Below are 21,772 nucleotides of genomic sequence, written 5' to 3'. Positions count from 1 at the left end.
GAAAACAGCCTGCTCGATTCTTGATGCCTTAAGAAAGGTGCACGGACATGACCAACCCATACGATTCCCAGCAGCCTGAGAAGGATGCCACCCCGGACGTCGGCAACTACCAGGCGCCGTCGTCGGAGCCGACTGACTTCGCTGCAACCTCCAGCACCCCCTACGGCTCCTACAATTCGGGTGCCGCAGGATACGCCGGAACCTCTGGCAACTCTGGATGGGCCACCGCCGACGAGCGGAAGAACGCTGTCGCCCCGTGGGCACTGGGCGTAGGAATTTTTGCCATCCTCGCGGGAGTTTCCATCATCGGTTCGGGCCTCTCGTTCGTGCCGGGCCTCATTGGCCTCATTTTGGGCATCATCGCGGTGGTCAAGGGCCGTGGAATCCAGGGCCCGGGTCGACGCATGGGCATGTCAGTTACTTCGATCATTCTGTCCATCCTCGCCATCTTGGCGACCATCGCATTCTGGCTGATCGCGACCTACGTCATGAATGAGACGGGGATGGCGGATTGCATGAGCATTCAAGACCCAGCTGCTCAGCAGGCCTGCATCGAAGACGCTGCGAATAGTTTGGTTCAGTAGTACCCGGTATCTCAACACTGAAGGAACTCGTGTACTGATGAGCACACCCGCGCCCAACCGCGAAGTACAAATCCGCTATATTGCGCCCGACATGGCCCGCGGAATTGCGCTTCTGGGCATTGCTATGGCCAATATCGGCACGGCCTGGGCCCTGACCAATTCAGCCAACTATGCCGACTACTTCGGCGGAATCTTCGGCCCCGGAACTGTGGTGGATAAGGCTGCCGTGGTATTTGCCGCTATGTTCGTCCACGTCCGTGGCATGCCGATGTTTGCCACTCTGTTGGGCTTCGGCGTCGGGCTCATCGCCATGAGCCTGTGGCGTCGGCAATTCCCTTTGGACAAGGCCAAGCGGGTGCTGTGGCGTCGCTACGGGTGGCTCTCTCTGTTCGGCATCGTGCATATGCTCTTGATTTTCTACGGCGACGTCATGTTTGCCTACGGTGTGTGCGCCATGATCGTCGCCGCGATGATTGGGCTCAAGGACCGGACCCTCATGGTTATCGCTTGGTGCATGATGGGTGTCTATCTCATCTTCACCATCGGTTCCTCGGTCGCGATGTTGCTGTATCCGAATGCGATGGCCTTCGATTACTCCTTCCTGGTCCGCAGCGACAGCATCGGGGCGTTCGTCCGCATTAATCTTGTTGGTGCCCTCGGTCAGGCTCTGATGCTGCCAATGGTCATGATCATGATCATCCCGCTCATCCTCATTGGATTTGTCTGGGCCCGCCGCGGGGTGCTAACCAATGTCGAAGAACACCTCTCCACCTTGCGGGCCTGGATGTTGGTCACCGTCGTGGTCATCATGATCATCGGGCTGCCCTGGGGTCTTGCCGCCATCGGCGTTCTGCCGGAAAACCTCGAGCCCTTCCTCATGACGTTGAACTCTGGTTTCGGGCTACTCACCGGCCCGGGCATCTTGGCTGCGATCACGCTCGCCACCCATGGACTACAAAAGCGTCTCGACGCCGCCCGTGCCCAGGGCGAGCAGTATAAGCTGCCGCCGCCGGTCGTTGCGGTGACTGCCCTGGGAAAGCGCTCCATGAGTGGCTACCTCTTCCAAAGCATCCTCTTTGTCATCTTCACCCAGCCCTTCATGCTTGGGTGGGGGATCGACGTGGGCATTGTGAAGCAGATGGGCATTGCGTTCCTCATCTGGTTCATCACCGTGATTGTCGCCTACCTCTTTGAACTGGCCGGCTGGCAGGGCCCCTTCGAGCGCCTCCACCGCCGACTGGCCTACGGCAAGAGCGGGCTGCCGCAGCACTATCCGGCACAAGTCACGTCCTAGCTCCAAACACAACGAAGCCGCCCTGGTTCACTAACCAGGGCGGCTTCGTTATGCAGAGATAGCCTAGTCCAGGTAGTCGCGGAGCACCTGTGAACGCGACGGGTGGCGCAGCTTCGACATCGTCTTGGACTCGATCTGGCGGATACGCTCCCGGGTGACCCCGTACACCTGACCGATCTCATCGAGGGTGCGTGGCATGCCGTCGGTCAGGCCAAAGCGCAGACGGACCACACCAGCTTCACGCTCCGAGAGAGTCTGCAGCACATCCTGCAGCTGATCTTGCAGGAGAGTGAAGGAGACGGCATCGACGGCGACGACTGCCTCAGAGTCCTCGATGAAGTCACCGAGCTGGGAGTCACCTTCGTCGCCGATGGTCTGGTCGAGGGAAATGGGCTCACGAGCGTACTGCTGGATCTCGAGAACCTTCTCCTCGGTGATGTCCATTTCCTTCGCCAACTCGCCCGGGGTGGGTTCGCGGCCCAGATCCTGGAGCAGCTCACGCTGGATACGGCCAAGCTTGTTGATGACTTCGACCATGTGCACCGGGATACGAATCGTGCGGGCTTGGTCCGCCATCGCACGGGTGATGGCCTGGCGGATCCACCAGGTGGCGTAAGTAGAGAACTTATATCCCTTGGTGTAGTCGAACTTCTCCACCGCGCGGATCAGGCCCAGGTTGCCCTCCTGGATAAGGTCGAGAAAGGCCATGCCGCGGCCGGTGTAGCGCTTTGCTAGCGAGACCACGAGGCGGAGGTTAGCCTCCAACAGGTGGTTCTTGGCCTTGCGGCCGTCGCGGGCGATGGCGCGCAAATCACGCTTGACGGCGGGGGTCAGCTTGGCGTCCTTGTCCCCACCGGCGAAAGCAGCTTCCATCTGCTCCATGCGATGAGTGGCGTACAGGCCAGCCTCGATGCGCTTGGCCAGGGAGACCTCTTGCTCGGCGTTGAGGAGAGCGACCTTGCCAATCTGCTTGAGGTAAGCGCGCACCGAGTCAGCCGACGCCGTGAGCTCAGCGTCCTTCCGGGCCTGGCGCAACGTAGCGGACTCGTCTTCGTCCCAGACAGAAGCGCCTTCGTCCTCAGCTACTTCCTCGGTCTCGGCTTCGTCGCCCAACTCGTCTTCGTCGAGAGTGACTTCCGTGTCGTCGTCCTCAGCCAGCTCCGGATCGAAGTCGACGTTGACGTCGGCCTCGTCCTCGACTTCCGGGGTAGGAGAATCTTCCCCGTCAACGCCGTCGACTACTTCAGCCTTGGTCGTTGCTTTAGCCGCAGTCTTCTTGGCCGACTTCTTAGTCGTTTTCTTTGCGGCCTTGCGCGCAGTCTTCTTGGTTGCTTTGCGCGCTGCCTTCTTGGCCACCTTGCGGGCGGCCTTCTTCACCGGGGCGGACTCGGTCGTCTCCTGATTGGAAACCTCCCCGCCGTCCGTGAGTGCCTTGTCTGAAGAAGATTCCTTGGCTGCCACGTACGCCCTTTCGCCTTACCTAATTCGTTCGTGTGGATCGAGATGCGAAGCCGCACCAAAATCACACTGTTCAACAGTGGGACCGTGCTTTCCATTGGGACACTACGCAGGGGATTTGGAAATTCTGCGGGGTGAGTAGAAAGCGGTGACGGCCCACTGCCGTCACGATCAACCGCCTATTGTAGATCAATTATTCCCCGGCTGTTGCACCGGCTAGCTGATTCAGCAGGATTTGTCTAGGGGGTGAGGTGATCGTGAACGGCCATCGCCGCGCCGACAATACCAGCGCGGTTGCGCAGGGTGGCGGGGATGACCGGTGTCTCGACGGTAAGGCGCGGAATCCACTTGTCGTGCAGCCGCGAAATGCCGCCACCGACGACGAAGACGGTGGGGTTGAACAGGCGCTCATATTCGTTGAGGACCACAGAGACTCGTTTGGCCCACTTCTTGTAGCTCAGTTCCTCCCGATCCTTCGCGTGCGATGACGCCAGGTGCTCGGCCTCGCCGCCGTCAATGATGAGATGCCCGACCTCAGTGTTGGGGAACAGATGGCCATCAGTGATGAAGGCGGAACCGATACCGGTGCCAAAGGTGAGGAACACGACCGCGCCCTCGCGAGCCTCCGGGGCGCCGAACTTGACCTCGGCGAGGCCGGCGGCGTCCGCATCGTTGAGAACGCTGATCTCCCGCTCGGAGAGATACCGGCCGAAAAGCTCCTTGACATCGGTGTTGATCCAAGTCGGGTCAATATTGGCGGCGGTGGTGGCCACCTGACCCTTGATCACCGAGGGAATGGTGATTCCCACCGGGCCATCCCATTCAGCCAACCGAATGATCTCGGCGACAGTCTCTGCGACCGCGTCGGGTGTCGCCGGCTTAGGAGTGGGAATTTTAATCCGGTCGCCGACGAACTCCCCGTCGTCGAGGTTAACGCGGGCACCCTTGATGCCGGAGCCGCCGATGTCGATGCCAAACCCGATGTTGCTCATGCCGCCCAGCATACAAATTATGGGCACAATGGGGAGGTGACTTTAACCCCAAAAGAGCTATCCGCATTGCGCACCACAGCCGTCGAGGTTGCCACCCTGGCCGCAGAACGCATCCGCGCTAAGCGCGCAGAGCTCGTCGCCACCGCAGACATTCGTGATTTCTCAACGACTAAGTCCTCGGCAGTTGACCCCGTGACCATCGTCGATACCTTGGCGGAGGACGTCATCGCCGACGAACTGCAGCGGCGGCGGCCTGCGGACGGGATGATTGGGGAGGAGGGGCACGATCGGGCGTCGATAAGCGGAGTGTCCTGGATCGTCGATCCCATCGACGGAACAGTCAATTTTCTCTACGGCATCAGTGAGTACGCAGTCTCCCTCGGAGCGGCAGTTGACGGAGACGTCGTCGCGGGTGCGGTAGTCAACGTGGCGACGTCCGCGGTGTACTCCGCCGCTGCCGGCCACGGAGCCACGCTGGAACGCGCAGGCAGTGTGCGCACCCTCCGCGCCAACACCCTTACCGACCCCGCACAGGCCCTGGTGGCCACAGGTTTCGCCTACTCGGCAGAGCGGCGACGTGCCCAAGCTCAGTTACTCACACACATCCTGCCGCAGGTGCGAGACATCCGTCGGATGGGTGCCGCCGCCCTGGATTTATGTCGAGTCGCCGAGGGAAGCGTCGATGCCTACTATGAGCACGGCATCAACAGCTGGGATTATGCTGCAGGAACGATCATCGCCCGGGAGGCGGGAGCCTTCGTTATGGCCCCGAAACTCTCTACACCTGGGTTGGTAGGAGAAATAACTTATGTTTCGGCTCCACATTTGGCGAAATCTCTGACACACATGTTGGAAGAAGTTGGCGCATTTAGGCCACTTAACCTGCAGGGATGACAGGGAAGAAAAATCCGCTTAATATGCGCCTCGACACGTTGGTTAGATACAAACAAGACATACCGACTTAGCCAAAGGACACCAAACGCATGGCCACTGATTACGACGCCCCCCGACGCCGGGCAGAGGACGAGATCGAGACCGACTCCCTTGAGGGCTTGAAGGCCGCGGAAAACCAAAACTCCGACATGGACGATGATGGCGACATCGTGGAGCCGTTCGACCTCCCCGCCATTGACCTCACAGGCGAGGAACTCAACGTCACTGTCGTGCCGAAGCAGGCCAACGAGTTCACTTGCTCGGTCTGCTTCCTGGTACAGCGCAACAACCTCAAATCCCACACCGAGCCCGACGGATCCGACGTCTGCCTCGACTGCGCTTAGGGACTGTCTAGGTGCACTGAAGAGGCACTGAATGAAACAGATCCCCGCTCACGCCTATGTGAACGGGGATTATTTGCTTTAAACCTGACCTCAGTTTCCCGAGCGGTAGTGCGCGAGCGAGGTATCGGTCTGCTCCGGCAGGAACGCCGTGAGCACCGCCTCTGGATTGCGGGTGCTGATGAGCCAATATGGCGTGGGATCTTCCGGGTCGTCGAGAACCAGCATCACCATCTCGTGGACCCACCCGTGAGAGACGACAAACGCAGCGGGATCGAGCTGTCGGCCCATCGCGTTTCGCTTGGCCGTGGCAGGAACAGCCAGGGAGCGGGACACCACATCCGAAGGCAAGGTGGCTGAGCGGACTGAGAGCCAACGGGTTCCATCCGGGTCTTCTTCCACGGTGAGGACGGTGGAGGACCAGGTCAACAGCACCCACACTGCTACTGCGCCGAGCACGACGGCGGGGACGATGAGCCACCAAATATTGCGGTTGTTTGCCAGCTGGGCGGTGGTCAGTGCCGCGAGCAGTGCAGCGAGGATCCACCAATACGCAGGAACCCATTGGCGCTCGCGGTAGAGCACGTGGGGCGCCTGGTTCTTTGCAGTCTCTGGAGGAAGGGAAGAGGTGTCACTCACAAGGAGACACTCTACTGCACCCTCGTTGGGGCACCCGCTGCTGCGTCGGGGCGAATGGCCCGTATCCTTGGGAGCCGTGAGTGAACAATCAGCCTTCAGCCCCATTTCCGTCCTGCGCTTGGATAAGGACCTTCCGTTGCCGCAGCGTGCCCACCGAGGTGACGCTGGCGTTGATCTCTACGCAACCGAGGACGTCACCCTGGCCCCGGGGGAGCGCGCCCTCGTCGGCACGGGAATCGCCCTCGCCCTGCCCTTGGGCACGGTGGGCCTGATTCACCCGCGCTCGGGGTTGGCCGCCAAGCAAGGTCTGAGCATTGTCAACGCGCCGGGCACCGTGGATGCCGATTATCGCGGTGAGCTGAAGGTCTGCCTGATAAACCTCGACCCCGCCACACCGATTGAGATCACCCGGGGTATGCGGATTGCGCAGTTGGTTATCCAGCGGGTGGAACTCGTCGACTTCGTAGAGGTTGATGAGCTCGATGAGACCGTGCGCGGCGCGGGGGGCTACGGTTCCACTGGCGTCCATTAAGCGTCAGTCAATTGACCCGGCGGTAGAGTGGCCAACAAGTACGTGCGCATTCTAAGAGCACCGTTTTCGCTATTTCAGAGGAGATTAGTTCCATGGCAATGTGGCCATTCGGCAAGAAGAACCACGACGAGCCCGCCGGGGTAAACGAACCCGAAATCGCGGTTGAGGAAGCTGAGCCGGTTGTTGAACAGCCTGTCCACGATGCTGTTAGCGGTGACACTGGGCCGTTTGACGGGGATACCGTCAATATCGATGATTTTGATTTCAGCGACTTCTCTATAGGCGTCCTCAATTTGGGCTCGATGATCATTCCGCTGCCCAAGAACTCCCAGGTGCAGGTCGAGATGGGAGAAGGCGGCCCGCGCATGGTGCACGTAGTGACCGAGTTTGGTCGCCTCACCCCGGTCGCCTTCGCCGCTCCGAGTTCGGCTGGCCAGTGGGCTGAGTCCGTCGAGCAGATCTCCGCAGGAATGACCGGCGATGGGCTTAACGTCGAGACCGAACAGGGGCCGTGGGGGACGGAGATCGTGGGTACCGGTGCCAACGGTTCCATTCGCGTCATCGGTGTGGAAGGTCCACGCTGGATGCTGCGGATGACCACCACCGCCCCGCCCGAGCGCGTCGAGAAACTGCGCGACCTTGCCCGCGAGATGACGGCGCGCACGTTTGTCTACCGCGGCTCGGACCCCATTTTGGCCGGAAACTCGCTGCCGGTGACGTTGCCTGGCCCGTTGGTCGAGCAAGTGCAGCAGGCAATGCAACAGCGATCGCAACAGGCGAATCCCAATCAATAATTTTGATCAACACAGCAATCAAGGAGCACACATCGTGACCGAGCTCGAGCGGGGTACCACCCGGGAACTGCACATCACCCGGATGGCCCACGGCGGCGAAGGCATCGCCGATATCGACGGGCGGGTCATTTTCGTTCGCGGCGCCTACCCCGGCGATACGGTTTCCGCGACGATCACCAAGGTGAAGAAGAATTTTGCTCGCGCCGAGGTGGACGAGGTTGTCTCCGCGGGCCCCTACCGGGTCAAGCAGGCCTGCCCGGCGGCCGCAGCGGGGGCGGGCTGCTGTGATTTCGGCGATCTCGACCCGGCGAAGGAACTCGACCTCAAGATCGGGGTGCTCGAGGGCCAGCTGAGCCGCTTGGGCAAGGTCGCCGAGGTACCCGCGGTGGAGCCGCTCGACCTCCTGCCGGCGCGCGGATGGCGCACGCGGGTGCGACTGGGCGTCGATAAGCAGGGCAAGGCGGGCTTCCGTGCCCGAGGTTCCAATGACATCATCACCGTGGCGTGCACCCAGGTCGCCGATACGCTTCTCGACGGCCTCGTCGGCCCCGGCGCCCGCACCTTCACTCCGGGCGCGGAGGTCATCGCCGTCCTCGACGGCGAAGGCCAGCGCCACGTCGTCGAGACTCGCCGCGCCCCGCGCGGCCGACGAGTCGAGCGCATCACCGAGGTGCTGGAGGGGTCCGGCACCGTCACCGAGCTTGCCGACGCCCACGCCTTCCGCTTCCCGGCCACCGCCTTCTGGCAGGCGCATCGCAACGCCCCTGACGCCTACACCGGCCTCATTCGCCGCTGGCTCGCCGACCTCGCTCCCCGGGAGGATGCGAAGCCAGTCGGTTGGGACCTCTACGGCGGCGTCGGCCTGTTCGTCCCCGCTCTCGCAGCGAGTCTCGGCGCAGATGCCATCGTCCACTCCGTCGACTACTCCGCGGCCGCGAGCAAGCTGGAGCAAAAGGACCTGGCCCAGTACGGCCTGAAGATGCACAACCAGCGGGTGGAGGGTGCCGTGGGTACCCTGCCGAGGCCGCGCGTCGTCGTGCTGGACCCGCCGCGCACGGGCGCGGGCGATGCGGTCGTCGCGGCCGTCGCCAAGCAGGAACCGGAACGCATTATCCATATCGGATGCGACCCGGCGACGTTTTCCCGTGATGTCGCGGCGTGGGCGGAGGGCGGATACCGCCTGAGCAGGCTCGCAGTTGTCAATGCTTTCCCTGGCACCCATCATTTCGAGATCGTCGGCGAACTGACGCGCTAAGGCCATTGACTGGGGATGTCCAGAACTCCGGACATCGACAGGTACCATGGACGGATACCAGCGGCTGCGGTTTGTACACATTGAGACAAGGAGACGATCACACACCAATGGGTATTCTCAATGGATTGTCATCGCCAGCCGACCTCAAGGCTCTAGATGCGACTCAGCTTGATGACCTAGCGGATGAGATCCGCCACCTGCTCGTGGAGAAGGTATCGGCCACGGGTGGGCACTTGGGCCCCAACCTCGGCGTGGTGGAACTCACCATTGCCCTGCACCGCGTATTCAACTCGCCGACTGATCCGATTATCTTCGACACGTCGCACCAGTCGTATGTACACAAAATTCTCACCGGTCGAGCGGATAAGTTTGACACCCTTAGGCAGACCGGGGGCCTGTCCGGCTACACCGATCGCGGCGAATCCGAACACGATTGGACCGAATCCTCCCACGCCTCCGCCGCCCTGTCCTACGCCGACGGCCTGGCCAAGGCGTTCGACCTCACCGGGCAACCCGAACGTAACGTCATTGCCGTCGTTGGCGACGGCGCCCTGACCGGCGGAATGTGCTGGGAGGCCCTGAACAACATCGCCTCGGGCCACGACCGCAATGTGGTCATTGTGGTCAATGACAACGGCCGCTCCTATTCGCCCACCATTGGCGGTTTTGCCACCAACCTCGCGCAACTGCGGATGCAGCGCAGCTACGACGAGATCATGGAGCACGGCAAGAAGACATTAAAGTCCATGGGATGGGTAGGGGAGCGCACCTTCGAGGCGCTGCAAGCCTTCAAAGAAGGCGTGAAATCCCAAGTCATCCCCACCGAAATGTTCCCCGAATTGGGCATGAAATACGTCGGCCCGGTGCACGGGCATGACTTGACCATGCTCATCGACGCCCTCACTTACGCACGCAACTACGACGGCCCCATCATCGTCCACGCCGTCACGGAAAAAGGACACGGTTTCGCCCCCGCGGTCAACGACCTCGCCGATCAGATGCATGCCACCGGGGTCATCGACCCCATCACTGGCGAGCCCAAATCGGCGTCCTCCCCGGGCTGGACCAGCATCTTCACCGAAGAGGTCATCGAGGCGGCGGCGCGGCGCGAGGATATTGTCGCCATCACTGCTGCCATGGCCGGGCCCACAGGTTTGGCCGAATTCTCCGAGAAGTTTCCTTCCCGATTCTTCGACGTTGGCATCGCCGAGCAACACGCGTTAACCTCTGCCGCCGGCTTGGCCCTCGGCGGGCTGCATCCCGTGGTGGCCATCTACGCCACCTTCCTCAACCGAGCCTTCGACCAACTGGTCATGGACGTCGGCTTGCTTGACCTGCCTGTCACGCTGGTGCTCGATCGAGCTGGTGTGACCGGTACGGACGGCGCGAGCCACAACGGCGTGTGGGACATGGCGATCACCTCGATCGTGCCCGGCATCAAGGTGGCCGCTCCGCGCGATGGTGCGCAGTTGCGCGAGCTCTTCCGCGAATCCCTTGACGCTACTGATGGCCCGACTGTCGTGCGTTATCCCAAGGGGTCGCTGCCTGAGGAACACTCCGCGCTGATGCGTCTCGATGACGGCGTGGACATCCTCCGATACACCGACGCCTCGGATTCTGAGGGCGTGGACGTCCTTATCGTGTCCGTCGGCTGTTTCGCAGGCCTCGCCCTGGAGGCCGCCGCCCGCATTGAAGCAGAAGGCGTCAACGTTACTGTCGTCGACCCGCGGTGGATTGCCCCGGTCGCTCCCTCACTCATCGCGCTTGCCGACGACCACGACCTCGTCGTCGTCATCGAAGATGGCGTTGTCCGCGGCGGCGTCGGCTCCCTGATTTCTGAGGCCCTCGACGCTGCGGAAGTAAATACGCCGCTCCGCCGCCTCGGTTTCCCGGACTTCTATCCCGCACACGCCTCCCGCGACGAATTGCTTGCCCAGGTCGGCCTGGACGTCGATGGGATCGTGGCTTCCATCACCGGCTCGTTGGAAGCACTAACGGAATAGAGCATCGACCAGCAGGGGAGCGACCAACTCCACCTGCCACTCGCGGGCACCGTGAGCGTGAAGCCACCCCACGAGGTCATTCTCCGTGCCGATCTCCCGGGTTTCGGTAGCCGCCCAGATCGCCTCGCGTGCCAGCGAAGGCTGCAGGAGATTCTCCACGGGGATTCCCAGATCGAGGGAGACTTCCTCCACGTCCGCGCGGAAGTGCGTCAACGCCTCCCATGCCTCCGGGTGGTAGCCGGCCCACGTGCTGTGGTGCGGCGCGCCCCGCGAGCTGCGCTCCCGCTTCGGCCACGTGCTGGGCTGAGAGGCACGAGCGCGGCGGATGATCTGAAACCAAAAGCTGGTCGAGGATTGGCGCTTGCGCGGGAAACCCTTTACCCGAGCCAGGTCCGCAACAGAATCGGGGAGAGCGCGGGCGATCTCCACCAGCACTTTGTTCGGCAGCACCTTCGACACCGCGCGATCATTATCCACCGCAATCGACTGCCGAGCCAACCACAATTCCCGCGCGACAGCGAACTGTTCCGGGCGGGAAAGCGTGGATACGCCCTTCGTGTCGCGCCACGTCAATGTCGCTGGCTCAACAATGTCGGCATGGCCGGTGCGAATGTGCTCGAATTCCTCCTCGGCCCATTGCAGCTTGCCCTGCTGATCGAGAATCTCCGCCATCGCCTCCGCCAATTCGAGGAGCAGCTCGACATCTAACGCGGCATAAGACAGCCAGTTCTCCGGCAACGGCACTTTCGACCAATCCTCGGCACCGTGCCCCTTGGCCAGCTGTTGATCAAAAACATCCGAAATCATCGCCGCGAGATTAACGTGATCGAAGCCGGCGAGCCTTCCCGCTAGCTCCGTATCAAACAATGTCCCCGGGTATAGGCCCAGCCACGCGAGGCTCGGTAGATCTGACGGAGCTGCATGAATCACCCACTCCTGCCCATTTAGCACCGGAGCAAGCGCCGAAGTGAACGCATCGCGCACGCCCTCCGGGGCGAAAAGCAGCGTGCCGACGCCGCGCCTGCGCACTTGGATGAGGAAGGCGCGGTCGTCGAAACGAAAGCCGGAGGCGCGTTCGGTATCGATCGCAATCGGACCCGTGCCCCCTTGCAGCCTCGTCGCAGCGGACATGAAGCCCTCTACCGTATCGAGCACTGCCGGAATACCTTCGCGCGGGGCAGACAACTCAAACGTCATCGATCTACCGCCCGAGCTGGGTGACGCCCTCCGGCGGCAAGCCCGCGACATTGGCCAACACGCGCGAGAAAGCTGCCACGTGCGGGGCCAAGTCAATGCCCTCAGCAGTCCACGATGCGCGCATCTCCAACTGATGAGACCGCGGCGGACCGCCAATCTCTCCAAAGCGTACCGACGCCGTCGCCGTCACCGTCCCACCCAAATTGGTGTGGTGGGCGCCGGCCTGTGCCAGGCCTTCCGTCAGCCACTCCCACGCCACATCCGGCAATAACGGATCTGCCGCCACCTCATGATCCATATCCGCCTGGATATAGGCGACCAGCCGCATCGAGCCAGTCCACGCTTCCTCCGCACCCGGATCATGCAGCAGAATCAGCCGGCCGAAGGCATCACCCTCCGAATCCGTCGCAATGACCTCATCATCCTGTTCCACCTCCAGCCCAATGGCATGGCTAAACGGAGCCAAACGCTGCGGAGGGCGAATCGTCCCCAACGTAATCTCCGGGCGAAGGGTCGCGCGATGCATCGACTCGACAGCCTCAGAAAACGCCGGAGGTGTCGTATTGCCGGAGACTGTCTCGGTCATCTCGTTGGCGTCCTTAGTGGTGTCTTGAATAGCGCCGAGGGCGAAGCGCTGAGAAATGCTGGAAGACAAATGGGTCTGCCTATCCTTATGCGTCGTCGAAGTGACATCGGTGAATACGCCATTAAAGTAACAACCTGCCTGGATAAGCCGGGGAGGCGCGCCGATAAGGGTGGGTCAAACTACCCCTCCACCAGTATCCAACTTATGATTGACCTAAACGCCGGACACACGGCGCGTCATTTCCTCGAAAGGACACGTGAGAACTTCGTGAGCAAACTGAACTTCGATGAGCTCAACAGCATGCAGCGCTACACCCAATGGGTCACCTTCCGCGCCATCCCCGGTGCCCTTGGCTCAGAGCGCGACAACATTATCGCCGAGGTCCGCGACTATCTCACCCGCCTCGAAGCTGAAGGTAAAGTTGTCGTCCGCGGCATCTACGACATCTCCGGCATCCGCGCCGAAGCCGACGTCATGATCTGGTGGCACGCCGAGCAATTCGAAGAGCTCCAAGACGCCCTCAACCGCCTCCGCCGCACCACCGTCTTCGGCCAAGCAGTCGAGCTATTTTGGATCGGTAACGGCCTCCACCGGCCCGCCGAATTCAACCGATCTCACTTGCCCTCCTTCATCATGGGTGAAGACGCTGAACGCTGGATAACCGTTTACCCCTTCGTTCGGTCCTACGACTGGTACCTCCTCGACCCCAAGGAACGCCGCCGCATCCTCGCCGAACACGGCCAGAGCGCCCGCGACTTCCCCGACGTCCGTGCCAACACCGTCCCAGCCTTCGCGCTCGGCGACTACGAGTGGCTCCTCGCATTTGAAGGTCCGCGCCTCGACCGTATCGTCGACCTCATGCACAAGATGCGCTACACCGATGCCCGCTTGCACGTCCGGGAGGAAATCCCCTTCTTCTCCGGCCGCCGCGTGGACGATGTCGCTGAAGTAATTGAGATGCTGCCGTAAATCTGGTCTGACTCCTGGCCCTGCTCCGGTTCCCCTTGGGGTGCTGGGGTGGGGCCTTGTTGTGCGCCGTCTTCGCGGTTCCGGTCGCGATCAGGGCGTCGGGATCTGCCAAAATTCTCTAGAATGCGAAATCCGATTCTCCGCGACCTGCGGAAACGCTAAGTAGCATCATTCATTCTAGAGAATTTTGGCACTCTGCCCTCCACTCTGCCCGACCCCACCCCATAAAAAAGCGCCGGGAGCCCTCCACGAGGTTCCCGGCGCCAGATACGCAGAAGCTACTCCGCCTCTTCCAGCTGCAGGCTGATGGAGTTGATGCAGTAGCGCAAATCAGTCGGCGTGTTAAAGCCTTCGCCCTCAAAGACGTGCCCCAGGTGAGACTCGCAGTTGGCGCAAAGAACCTCGGTGCGGGCCATACCGAGCGAGGTGTCGGTGCGCTCGATGATGCGATCTTCGGCGAGCGGGGAGAAGAAGGACGGCCAGCCGCAGTGGGAGTCAAACTTCTCATTGGAGCGGAAGAGTTCGGCTCCGCAGGCGCGACAGGTATAGATTCCTTCGGCAGTGGTGTGGGTGTACTCGCCGACGCCGGGCGGCTCAGTACCGGCTTCGCGCAGGACGTGGAATTCCTCGGGGGTGAGGCGTTGACGCCATTCGTTATCGCTGATGAGCTTGAAGTCGGTCATCGTGGTGCCTTCCGTTGTCTTTCGGAGCCCTCACTGTCGGCTCCGCGGGCCCATTGCCCGTGCTCTTGCTCCAACGTCGTCCAGCATCAGCGTATTCCGAACGCCACCACATGAGTGCGCAGGTGGTGATGATGATCAGTAGCATTGCCCAGCCGGCGGTGGCTCGGAAGTACTCGAGCCAGCGGGTGAGGTCCGGGGCCTCGTTGGTGATCCATCCGTCTGGGGTTAGGAAGAGGTATGCGGCGAGCCAGGCGGGCCAGGCGTGGAACACGCTGGTGCGCAGGAGCACGGTGAACATCATGGGGAACAGGGTCATCGAGTAGTACATTTGCCCCAGGGAGGAGAGGAAGAATACGCCGGTGAGCAGCAATCCGGTGGTGGTGGTCGTCCACAGCAAGGGGTCGGTGTAGCGCCAGCGCAGCAAGACGATGACGCCAACACCAACGATGGCCGCGAAGATGAGCCACAGGAAAGACTCCAGGATGGATGGCATTCCGAAATAGACAGCGAAGCCGGCGAGTGAGGAGTTGGCGTAGTCGCGGACTTCGCCGAGGTAGGGCACTAGCCGTGTCAGGTAGTCGGATGCCCCGGGCACGAGCGGCCACGCGACTATGTTGAAGGCAACGGGGACGGTGATGCCACCGGCGACGGTCCTCCAATCTAGTTTGACGGCGGGGAGAAAGAGCAGCGGAGCGAATTGGGGTTTGACCAGGATTGCCAGGCCAATGACTACTCCGGCCCACCAGCTGTGTCCGCGCAACAGCAGCCATAGAAATGCGACGAGCGCCAGCAGCAGGATGCCGTTGATATTGGAAAAGATCAGGGTGTTGCGCACCGATTCGGTGAGAAATGCCAGAGTGATCGCAACTGGCCACACCAGCGACCGGAGTGAAAATCCGAACAGCCTGGTCAGCAGCGCCAGGGCAGCCACGATTGCCAGGGCATTGACGATGATGAATCCCAGCCGGGCACTGTCGAAGTCCGTTGCCCAGCCCAGCGGCGTTAGTAGAAGCGTCGCCCCAGGGTTGTAAAGGTAGTGCGGGTCAACGTAGTGATACGTCTCGTTGTATACCGGTACACCGTCGATCGAGCGGCGGATGGCCGAGTATACGGTGGTGAAGTCATCCGTCACTGATCCATTGACGGCCAGAATAAACACTCGGTGCAGCACGAGCATCACGGCCAAGGGCCAAGCGATGGAGTTGCCGATGAAGTCCCAACGCATCCGGCGGGGGTGCGCCTCATCGACGCTGTCGGTGAGCGGGGAGGGCGCGACCCATATGCGTTCGAGTCTGGCTGTTGGCAAAGTCACATGGTTTACCCTATCTGACCTGCCCGCTACCTCCAGGTTCAACACTCTTGCGATAGCGAAGGAAGACTGTGCTGTCGTCAGTGGCCGCGAGATAGTCCAGCGCCAGCCGCCGGTGGAAACCCTCACCATCCGCCGGTACGTGAAACAGCTGCCTATCGACGGGCGCATTCGCCACCGGTGCCACCGTCAGGTGCCACACATCAACGAGGTCGGCACCAAACATCATGGCGTAGATCCCAGGACCACCCTCGCACGTCACTCTGACCAGGCCCTCGGCGTGCAGTGCGGCGAGGATCTCCATCGGCGAGCCCTGCCCAGTCGGCAAAAAGCGGGCACCGGCTGCCACAAGAGCTTCTCGACGCCCCGCCAGCCGCGGGTCGTCGAGCGCCGCGGCCGGCGTCAACAATAGGGGAGACCCACCCAGCACCCGGTGCCCCGGTTCAAGGCTGAGGCTGCGGGTGATGATCGCAATCGGCGTGGTGGAGGGGCGATAGTTCTCGGCGATGACCGTGCGGGCCCCGACGAGGATGACATCCGCCCATTCCCGCAGCCCTAGCAGCAGCTTCGTGTCGGTTTCGTTGCCTAGGGCCCCAGAGGTGCCGTCGACCGATATGCTGCCGCCCGGCGTAGCGACGGTGACCGCCCTCAGTTCCTTAACCCTCGGCGGTTGAATCGGGCCAATGAGCTCGGTTAGGTCGAGGTCGGTGGGGTAGGGGCGTGTCATATGGGAAAGGTACCAAAAAGAAAAAGCCTAGCGACTTACGCTGGGCTTCATGGAGCGGATGACGAGACTCGAACTCGCGACCCTCACCTTGGCAAGGTGATGCGCTACCAACTGCGCTACATCCGCATCGAGGTTTAACCCTCTGTGCGCGATACTGGGATTGAACCAGTGACCTCTTCCGTGTCAGGGAAGCGCTCTCCCGCTGAGCTAATCGCGCTTGGTCTAACTAGAGGTGGAAACGGGAATCGAACCCGTGTGCACGGTTTTGCAGACCGTTGCCTCACCACTCGGCCATTCCACCGTGGCGTGTTACCGCCTCCGGCATCTTGATGAGAAGATACCAGAGCGGATGACGAGACTCGAACTCGCGACCCTCACCTTGGCAAGGTGATGCGCTACCAACTGCGCTACATCCGCATCGAGGTTTAACCCTCTGTGCGCGATACTGGGATTGAACCAGTGACCTCTTCCGTGTCAGGGAAGCGCTCTCCCGCTGAGCTAATCGCGCGGGTTCATTTCTTACCGATTGGCCCGGTGAAATGAGAGCGGATGACGAGACTCGAACTCGCGACCCTCACCTTGGCAAGGTGATGCGCTACCAACTGCGCTACATCCGCACGCACCTTGCTGTTGCTTGGTGCGAGTCAAAACTCTATCGGTATCCGCATACACAATACAAATCCCCTGGTTGAGGACGATGTCCTCACCTAAGGACGCCCATCAAAGTTACGTTGGTGTCATTTTGTCGTACAACCTGCGGATTAGGAGCCGCGAATACTGCGGTGTAAAGTCTGTTAGCGCACGCTAACGCGTTGCGGTCCTATGGCTCAGTGGAAGAGCGTTCCGTTCACACCGGAAAGGTCGCTGGTTCGAACCCAGCTAGGACCACCAGTTAAACCCCCTGGAAACAGGGGGTTTTCTTCTTTTCACATCGTGGTACAAGGCGTGTCGTGGTACCTGCGTGGTACTCACGTTTCACATGCCGGACTGTCCGGCAGCTGGACGCGCCAAAGGTGGCGCTTCGTGGCGACCGTAGGTATCCTTGAGGCGATCGCATCGAAGGTGACCTGGCGTGGATATCCCCCACTTAGCCCGGCCATCGGAGCGAGCGAGAGGACGTAATGGGATTAGACGTCTAATGACTTATTGAGTCATTACGGGACCGCGCGACGGAGCGGGACTGCAGGACTTCGCCTCAGGGGACTGTCCCCGGGCCGGGGCACCGATAGGCCCCGGTAGCACCACCTTGACGGGTGGGCAGCTACCGGAGGTATATCTCTATGGCTAACGCCGCCCCCACTCTTCCCTCGATCACCGCTGATGACCTGCTCAGGACATTTCGCCGTGAAGACGTATGTGAACGTCTGGGCATCTCTGTCCGCACCCTTGACCGCCTGCTCGCCAGGGATGAGTTAAAGACTGTCCCCGGTACCCGAGGCAAGGGACGCACCACGCTGATCACGGCTGCATCGCTGTACGACTACATTTACGGCGGTGGTCGGTAGTGGCCATCCATAAGAAAACCCCCACCGGGCTGGGCGGGGGTTCCTGGGAAATCGAACATGGTGCTGTAGATAGTTTACCGTCTACCATTCAGCAGGCACACTTGGCGGCTGTTTCCGACGTTGAAGATACCGATTGGAACGCCCGTCTCGTTGACGTTTCTTTGGGCAATCCTGACATCAAGGACGCATCATTTTTCAGCGTCCTGATCCGTCGTGTAGAGCGAGGGAATATGGGGTGGGTCTCCGAGACCCACCCCACGGATTCATTCGAACAAAGCTCTGAAACTGCTGGTCAGAACATTCGAACACTTTCAGGCCAAAATCCCCTATGGGAGAGCAGATTGGCTGGCCTGAAAGGACAGCCAACGTGCGACCCCGCCGGGGCCGCGGCCCCGGCGTTCGGAGACCTCGCCACGGTCCGGTCGATGGGCACTGGACAGTGCTCGCATGTCATCGGTTTCGACACCGAATTCACTTACGTCAGTGAGACTGAGCGGGTCATCGATAGCTACCAATTCTGCTGCCTCGATCCCACCGATGAGGGTGTGCGTATCGACGTGGTGATCCTGCCGCTGCAGCAGCAACGCATCCTGGTGGAGGACGCGCTATACATCGTCGTCCGCGCCGCCGGCCTGCATCGGTTGGTTGAAGATCTCCACCCTCGGGGTGTCGCTCGTCGTGATTTCTGGAAGAACGGTGATTTCAAAGGGGCGCTCGATGCACTGTTTAAGCATCGGGTCCCCCTGGTTTTGGCAGGTCACTACCTTCCGGCTGACCTCACGGCGTTCGCCCGACCCGCCCGGCAGCGTCGCGGTGGTGAGAAGTACAACGATCTCCTCCGGCGCGTGACCAGCGCCAGCGGGGGCCTGGTAGGGCTCAACCCCATTCGTGTGGTGCGCCGGGGAGGTCGTAGTGACGGCTCCCGGTGGATGCCGATGTCGGTCATTGTCCGCGACACGATGGGGCAGGTGGCCCCCGGTCAGAAGACTCTTGCTGCGTTGGGCAAGTCCTGCGGAGTAGAGAAGTTGGATATCGGAGAGTCGATTTCGGACATGAGCGCTCTACGCCGTGATCATCTCCTGGAGTTCCTGGAATACGGTGCTAACGATTCGGTCATTGTCTTGGAGTATCTGGGTGCCCTGTGGGGGTTGAACACGGTACCACCGGTGACGATCTCCGGTGGTGGTGCTCATGCCCTCCGTGATGGTGTCATGGATTACTGGGGGATTGACTCACCGGCTGATTTTCGTATGAGGTTTCAAGGTCTCGTGGAGCTCTCGACTGCCCAGGCCGAGGGCAACGACGGTGATGATGGTCTGTCTTACTACGCCGTGCGTGATCTCGCGCCAGTGGACGGTGACGCGAATCAGACCCACACCGCATGGAAGAAGGCGTTCCATGGTGGGTGGAACGGGTGTATCGCTCCGGGGCATCACCCGTACCCGACCTATGACCACGACATCCAGTCCGCATACCCGTCAGCGATGGCGTCGATTTACGATGTCGATTACGTAGGGGGGGCGATCGATAAGGTGATCAAGGACCGGGAGCTCACCCTGGATGATTTCGACCGTGGGCCGATCACGCCGATGGTGGTCTATGCCTCGTGGGAGTTCCCTGATGACACCGTGGCCCCGTGCCTGCCAGTGCGCTCTGGTGACTCAGTGATCTACCCATTGACTTCTCACGGGTGTGGTGCTGCCCAGGGCGATGACGTCGACGGATACCAAGGTTTTGAAGGTGCCTGGTGCGCCGGGCCTGAGGTGTATCTCGCCTTGCGGCTGGGGGCGCGGGTAACCGTGCAGATCGGCTACACGATGCGCGTGATGGACGCACCGGATGATAGCGAGGACGGTTCTCGTTCTCTCCGGTCGGCGTTGCGGCAGATGGTCGCTGACCGGGCCATCGCTAAGGAGGTTTTCGGCAAAGGGTCGCTTGAAGAGCAGACCATCAAGGTCGGGACTAATTCTGGCTACGGCAAGCTCGCACAGGACGTAGCCGAGCGGAATGGCTGGGATGCGTGGGAAGAACGGATGGAGTCCATCGGCGGGTCCGCAGTCACCAGTCCGTACCACGCGTCTATGACTACGTCTTTAGTGCGTACCTTGCTGTTGGCCATGGCCAACGAGATTGAGATTCTATCCGTGACCACGGACGGTTTCATCACTGCTGTCGAGAAAATTGAAGCATTGGAGTGCTTTGGCATCGCTGATGTTTTCCGCGACACCCGCCTGGCTCTGGCTGATGATCCGACCGTGTGGGAGGTCAAGCACAAGCAGGACGATCTGGTTAATCTTTCAACCCGGGGGAACGTGTCTCTGTCCGCCGGTGGGGTGCTGGCGAAGGCTGGGCTGAAGACCCCAAAAGCATAGAGCGCGAAAGTCTAGAAGAACGACGGTGGTTTCGTGCCACCGCACTTTCGCGCGAAGGGAAAGTGTCCAATCCGTACACGTCGTTTCCGACGTTCCGGGAGCTGTCCCGGTCTGAAGACCGCAAGGATTTTCACCCGGTGACGCGTGATCCGCACGTCTCAACCCTGGACTTCGATTTGAAACGTCGTCCTGATATGTCCACGCTCCGTGTGGATATCGTCGACGGGCATGATTTCGCGGGTTTTGGCACTGTGCCCTGGAAGAGTGTCACTGACTATGAGCGGGCTCGTGGAATTGCCCGTCATATGCAGGACGTACGTCCCGGAACCGTGGGCGAAGACCGACCGTCTGGATGTCTGCGGACTGGTGATGACTGGCGCACCTGGGAGAAGCGGTTTAGCTCTGTGAAAGGGCGTCGTGTGCGCACTGCCAATGATGCCTTGGTGACTGAGTTGGTAGCAGGGCATAAGGAAGGTCTATGGTCCTTGCCGGTGCTGGCGTCGAAGTTGTCTGTGGTCGACAAGCTCACCTGGTTGTCGGGTCTCGGCTATGGCGCTTTCACCCGCGCCCAGTGGGACCACATGAGTAAGCGGGATAGGCGGGTGCGGGTGCTCGACAATGCGGATATGAACCTACTGGAGAGCGTCGTCGAGGGGGTACTCGACATGGATCGTGATGTGGCATGACATCACCGAAACCGCACCGGGAGTGTGTTCGTGCCCCGCCTATTCTCGGCGACACTGACGCACCTCGCATCCTCCCGAATGCAGCCCACAACAACCCCGAAAGGCCACCAATCACCATGGCTACCGCCACCGAAATTCAAGCCCAGATCAACGCCGAAAAGCAGGCCCACGCCCGTCGCCTGGCCGAGCTAGAACAGAAGATGCTCACCGCTGAACACGACGAGCTGGCTGAGCTGATTACCACCCACGCCGGCACCCTGCCCGAGGATGAGATCGAGGCCCTCGAACTGGCCCAGATCCGCCATGATGTGACCCGCCTCAAGGCTGATATCAAGGTTGCGAAGAAGGTTCTGGAGCAGGTCTCTACAACCGGGAATCCAGGTCAGAATCGGGTCATTTCTAACCCAGAAACTGGGTCAGAAGTGACCCCGTAACTTAGGTAACGCGGCCTCCGCGACCACGTGGTAGCGACCCCCTGCAGAGAGCATCTGCAGGGGGTCGTTTTCATGATTTTTGACCCCGAAGATGCGAGAGTCGCAGCAACGACGGGGTCTAAAATCTGCCCTGAATGGCACAAACCGAGCGAGCGAGGGCTTGGGCTATTCAGGGCCAGCCCCCGGCAGGGCACACCCCTTACGTTAACGAGGGAGCGCCAGCGACCAAGTGTAAGGGTAGTGTGTTACGCTTATCTCTAACCGTGGGCAGGTGGAGTAGCGGAGCGAGAGGCTCCACATGTTCAGGGTTAGAGATAAGCGGGGGCCACAGAGGCGGCCCGATCGGCCAGACCGTGACCGGGGTGAGGAACGAACCAACGGCCGTGTCTGGCGAGCGGGTCACCGACGTGGCCCCACCGTCGTAGCCGGGACAGTGCAACGGAATCAATCGACTGGATCGTGCGGGGACACAGTCATCC

General features: G+C 61.0%; 21 protein-coding genes and 7 tRNA genes. 14 read left to right on the top strand and 14 right to left on the bottom strand.

All coding sequences use genetic code 11. The features are described from left to right. Nucleotides 1-47: 47 nt before the first annotated feature. Nucleotides 48-584: a hypothetical protein gene (locus CATRI_RS07550; RefSeq protein WP_290216239.1), complete on the top strand. Its 537-nt coding sequence runs from the start codon at nucleotides 48-50 to the stop codon at nucleotides 582-584. A gap of 37 nt (nucleotides 585-621) precedes the next feature. Then, nucleotides 622-1,878, top strand: coding sequence for a DUF418 domain-containing protein (locus tag CATRI_RS07545; RefSeq protein WP_290216237.1), 1,257 nt, complete (start codon nucleotides 622-624; stop codon nucleotides 1,876-1,878). 63 nt (nucleotides 1,879-1,941) lie between these two features. On the opposite strand, the gene CATRI_RS07540 is transcribed toward CATRI_RS07545, so the two are convergent. Both CATRI_RS07540 and ppgK read right to left on the bottom strand, forming a co-directional pair. Further along, on the bottom strand, nucleotides 1,942-3,339 hold the full coding sequence (locus CATRI_RS07540; RefSeq protein ID WP_290216235.1) for an RNA polymerase sigma factor: 1,398 nt from the start codon (nucleotides 3,337-3,339) through the stop codon (nucleotides 1,942-1,944). Nucleotides 3,340-3,575: 236 nt separating this feature from the next. Beyond that, the gene (ppgK, locus tag CATRI_RS07535) at nucleotides 3,576-4,328 is read right to left on the bottom strand and encodes a polyphosphate--glucose phosphotransferase (protein ID WP_290216233.1); all 753 of its coding nucleotides are present in this window, start codon (nucleotides 4,326-4,328) and stop codon (nucleotides 3,576-3,578) included. Nucleotides 4,329-4,364: 36 nt separating this feature from the next. Here ppgK and CATRI_RS07530 point away from each other — a divergent pair, with 36 nt between their 5' ends. Together CATRI_RS07530 and CATRI_RS07525 are read left to right on the top strand one after the other, a co-directional pair. Then, the gene (locus CATRI_RS07530; RefSeq protein ID WP_290216231.1) at nucleotides 4,365-5,222 is read left to right on the top strand and encodes an inositol monophosphatase family protein; all 858 of its coding nucleotides are present in this window, start codon (nucleotides 4,365-4,367) and stop codon (nucleotides 5,220-5,222) included. Between the two features lie 89 nt (nucleotides 5,223-5,311). After that, entirely contained in the window at nucleotides 5,312-5,605 is a 294-nt protein-coding gene (locus CATRI_RS07525; RefSeq protein WP_290216229.1) for a DUF4193 domain-containing protein, read from the top strand. Between the two features lie 90 nt (nucleotides 5,606-5,695). On the opposite strand, the gene CATRI_RS07520 is transcribed toward CATRI_RS07525, so the two are convergent. Then, nucleotides 5,696-6,241, bottom strand: coding sequence for a DUF3093 domain-containing protein (locus CATRI_RS07520; protein WP_290216227.1), 546 nt, complete (start codon nucleotides 6,239-6,241; stop codon nucleotides 5,696-5,698). A 76-nt stretch (nucleotides 6,242-6,317) separates the two neighbouring features. Here CATRI_RS07520 and dut point away from each other — a divergent pair, with 76 nt between their 5' ends. The 4 genes from dut to dxs all read left to right on the top strand — a co-directional run bounded on the left by dut (nucleotide 6,318) and on the right by dxs (nucleotide 10,825). Beyond that, entirely contained in the window at nucleotides 6,318-6,773 is a 456-nt protein-coding gene (gene dut, locus CATRI_RS07515) for a dUTP diphosphatase (protein WP_290216225.1), read from the top strand. A 98-nt stretch (nucleotides 6,774-6,871) separates the two neighbouring features. Then, nucleotides 6,872-7,567 (top strand): DUF3710 domain-containing protein, encoded by a 696-nt coding sequence (locus CATRI_RS07510; RefSeq protein WP_435384198.1) that lies wholly within the window; start codon nucleotides 6,872-6,874, stop codon nucleotides 7,565-7,567. A gap of 34 nt (nucleotides 7,568-7,601) precedes the next feature. Then, nucleotides 7,602-8,822 (top strand): class I SAM-dependent RNA methyltransferase, encoded by a 1,221-nt coding sequence (locus CATRI_RS07505; protein ID WP_290216221.1) that lies wholly within the window; start codon nucleotides 7,602-7,604, stop codon nucleotides 8,820-8,822. Between the two features lie 107 nt (nucleotides 8,823-8,929). Next, entirely contained in the window at nucleotides 8,930-10,825 is a 1,896-nt protein-coding gene (gene dxs / locus CATRI_RS07500; protein ID WP_290216219.1) for a 1-deoxy-D-xylulose-5-phosphate synthase, read from the top strand. Here dxs and CATRI_RS07495 read toward each other — a convergent pair. Then, nucleotides 10,814-12,022: an HRDC domain-containing protein gene (locus CATRI_RS07495; RefSeq protein WP_290216217.1), complete on the bottom strand. Its 1,209-nt coding sequence runs from the start codon at nucleotides 12,020-12,022 to the stop codon at nucleotides 10,814-10,816. The two genes, dxs and CATRI_RS07495, sit on opposite strands and share 12 nt — an antisense overlap. 4 nt (nucleotides 12,023-12,026) lie before the next feature. After that, complete coding sequence (locus tag CATRI_RS07490) at nucleotides 12,027-12,608, bottom strand: DUF3000 domain-containing protein (RefSeq protein ID WP_290221037.1); 582 nt, start codon at nucleotides 12,606-12,608, stop codon at nucleotides 12,027-12,029. Between the two features lie 300 nt (nucleotides 12,609-12,908). Between CATRI_RS07490 and hemQ the strand changes: the two genes are divergently transcribed. Continuing rightward, nucleotides 12,909-13,577, top strand: coding sequence for a hydrogen peroxide-dependent heme synthase (hemQ, locus tag CATRI_RS07485; RefSeq protein ID WP_290221032.1), 669 nt, complete (start codon nucleotides 12,909-12,911; stop codon nucleotides 13,575-13,577). 278 nt (nucleotides 13,578-13,855) lie between these two features. Here hemQ and msrB read toward each other — a convergent pair whose 3' ends face one another. The 9 genes from msrB to CATRI_RS07440 all read right to left on the bottom strand — a co-directional run bounded on the left by msrB (nucleotide 13,856) and on the right by CATRI_RS07440 (nucleotide 16,913). Then, entirely contained in the window at nucleotides 13,856-14,260 is a 405-nt protein-coding gene (gene msrB, locus CATRI_RS07480) for a peptide-methionine (R)-S-oxide reductase MsrB (protein WP_290216215.1), read from the bottom strand. Continuing rightward, nucleotides 14,232-15,485: a glycosyltransferase family 87 protein gene (locus tag CATRI_RS07475; RefSeq protein ID WP_290221029.1), complete on the bottom strand. Its 1,254-nt coding sequence runs from the start codon at nucleotides 15,483-15,485 to the stop codon at nucleotides 14,232-14,234. Before CATRI_RS07475 ends, msrB begins: the two co-directional genes overlap by 29 nt. A gap of 97 nt (nucleotides 15,486-15,582) precedes the next feature. Next, a complete protein-coding gene (locus tag CATRI_RS07470; RefSeq protein WP_290216213.1) occupies nucleotides 15,583-16,296 on the bottom strand; it encodes a dihydrofolate reductase family protein in 714 nt (237 codons plus the stop codon). A gap of 50 nt (nucleotides 16,297-16,346) precedes the next feature. Then, nucleotides 16,347-16,422, bottom strand: a tRNA-Gly gene (locus CATRI_RS07465). A gap of 19 nt (nucleotides 16,423-16,441) precedes the next feature. Then, a tRNA-Val gene (locus tag CATRI_RS07460) sits at nucleotides 16,442-16,513 on the bottom strand. A 13-nt stretch (nucleotides 16,514-16,526) separates the two neighbouring features. Next, nucleotides 16,527-16,597 (bottom strand) — tRNA-Cys (locus tag CATRI_RS07455). A 43-nt stretch (nucleotides 16,598-16,640) separates the two neighbouring features. Beyond that, nucleotides 16,641-16,713, bottom strand: a tRNA-Gly gene (locus CATRI_RS07450). A 19-nt stretch (nucleotides 16,714-16,732) separates the two neighbouring features. After that, a tRNA-Val gene (locus tag CATRI_RS07445) sits at nucleotides 16,733-16,804 on the bottom strand. A gap of 36 nt (nucleotides 16,805-16,840) precedes the next feature. Then, nucleotides 16,841-16,913, bottom strand: a tRNA-Gly gene (locus tag CATRI_RS07440). Nucleotides 16,914-17,112: 199 nt separating this feature from the next. Between CATRI_RS07440 and CATRI_RS07435 the strand changes: the two genes are divergently transcribed. From CATRI_RS07435 to CATRI_RS07415, 5 genes are all read left to right on the top strand, one after another. After that, a tRNA-Val gene (locus CATRI_RS07435) sits at nucleotides 17,113-17,187 on the top strand. Between the two features lie 389 nt (nucleotides 17,188-17,576). Next, nucleotides 17,577-17,801: a helix-turn-helix domain-containing protein gene (locus CATRI_RS07430; RefSeq protein WP_290216210.1), complete on the top strand. Its 225-nt coding sequence runs from the start codon at nucleotides 17,577-17,579 to the stop codon at nucleotides 17,799-17,801. A 425-nt stretch (nucleotides 17,802-18,226) separates the two neighbouring features. Beyond that, nucleotides 18,227-20,173, top strand: a complete 1,947-nt coding sequence (locus CATRI_RS07425; RefSeq protein WP_290216208.1) for a hypothetical protein — start codon at nucleotides 18,227-18,229, stop codon at nucleotides 20,171-20,173. 62 nt (nucleotides 20,174-20,235) lie between these two features. Next, on the top strand, nucleotides 20,236-20,859 hold the full coding sequence (locus CATRI_RS07420; RefSeq protein WP_290216206.1) for a hypothetical protein: 624 nt from the start codon (nucleotides 20,236-20,238) through the stop codon (nucleotides 20,857-20,859). Continuing rightward, nucleotides 20,856-21,293 (top strand): hypothetical protein, encoded by a 438-nt coding sequence (locus CATRI_RS07415; protein WP_290216204.1) that lies wholly within the window; start codon nucleotides 20,856-20,858, stop codon nucleotides 21,291-21,293. The genes CATRI_RS07420 and CATRI_RS07415 overlap by 4 nt, the downstream gene beginning before the upstream one ends. The last annotated feature ends 479 nt before the right edge of the window (nucleotides 21,294-21,772 follow it).

It is taken from the genome of Corynebacterium atrinae, from assembly GCF_030408455.1.
Lineage (GTDB): Bacteria > Actinomycetota > Actinomycetes > Mycobacteriales > Mycobacteriaceae > Corynebacterium > Corynebacterium atrinae.
Note: the sequence above shows the minus strand (reverse complement) of the source record. Positions and strands in the feature narration are given on the sequence as shown.

Excerpts from the sequence above, each read along its gene's own strand:
- CATRI_RS07550 (WP_290216239.1), top strand. The coding sequence starts at position 48 with ATGACCAACCCATACGATTCCCAGCAGCCTGAGAAGGATGCCACCCCG.
- CATRI_RS07545 (WP_290216237.1), top strand. The coding sequence starts at position 622 with ATGAGCACACCCGCGCCCAACCGCGAAGTACAAATCCGCTATATTGCG.
- ppgK (WP_290216233.1), bottom strand. The coding sequence starts at position 4,328 with ATGAGCAACATCGGGTTTGGCATCGACATCGGCGGCTCCGGCATCAAG.
- CATRI_RS07525 (WP_290216229.1), top strand. The coding sequence starts at position 5,312 with ATGGCCACTGATTACGACGCCCCCCGACGCCGGGCAGAGGACGAGATC.
- CATRI_RS07510 (WP_435384198.1), top strand. The coding sequence starts at position 6,872 with ATGTGGCCATTCGGCAAGAAGAACCACGACGAGCCCGCCGGGGTAAAC.
- dxs (WP_290216219.1), top strand. The coding sequence starts at position 8,930 with ATGGGTATTCTCAATGGATTGTCATCGCCAGCCGACCTCAAGGCTCTA.
- CATRI_RS07495 (WP_290216217.1), bottom strand. The coding sequence starts at position 12,022 with ATGACGTTTGAGTTGTCTGCCCCGCGCGAAGGTATTCCGGCAGTGCTC.
- CATRI_RS07490 (WP_290221037.1), bottom strand. The coding sequence starts at position 12,608 with ATGACCGAGACAGTCTCCGGCAATACGACACCTCCGGCGTTTTCTGAG.
- hemQ (WP_290221032.1), top strand. The coding sequence starts at position 12,909 with ATGCAGCGCTACACCCAATGGGTCACCTTCCGCGCCATCCCCGGTGCC.
- msrB (WP_290216215.1), bottom strand. The coding sequence starts at position 14,260 with ATGACCGACTTCAAGCTCATCAGCGATAACGAATGGCGTCAACGCCTC.
- CATRI_RS07475 (WP_290221029.1), bottom strand. The coding sequence starts at position 15,485 with ATGCGTTGGGACTTCATCGGCAACTCCATCGCTTGGCCCTTGGCCGTG.
- CATRI_RS07470 (WP_290216213.1), bottom strand. The coding sequence starts at position 16,296 with ATGACACGCCCCTACCCCACCGACCTCGACCTAACCGAGCTCATTGGC.
- CATRI_RS07430 (WP_290216210.1), top strand. The coding sequence starts at position 17,577 with ATGGCTAACGCCGCCCCCACTCTTCCCTCGATCACCGCTGATGACCTG.
- CATRI_RS07425 (WP_290216208.1), top strand. The coding sequence starts at position 18,227 with ATGGGCACTGGACAGTGCTCGCATGTCATCGGTTTCGACACCGAATTC.
- CATRI_RS07415 (WP_290216204.1), top strand. The coding sequence starts at position 20,856 with ATGACATCACCGAAACCGCACCGGGAGTGTGTTCGTGCCCCGCCTATT.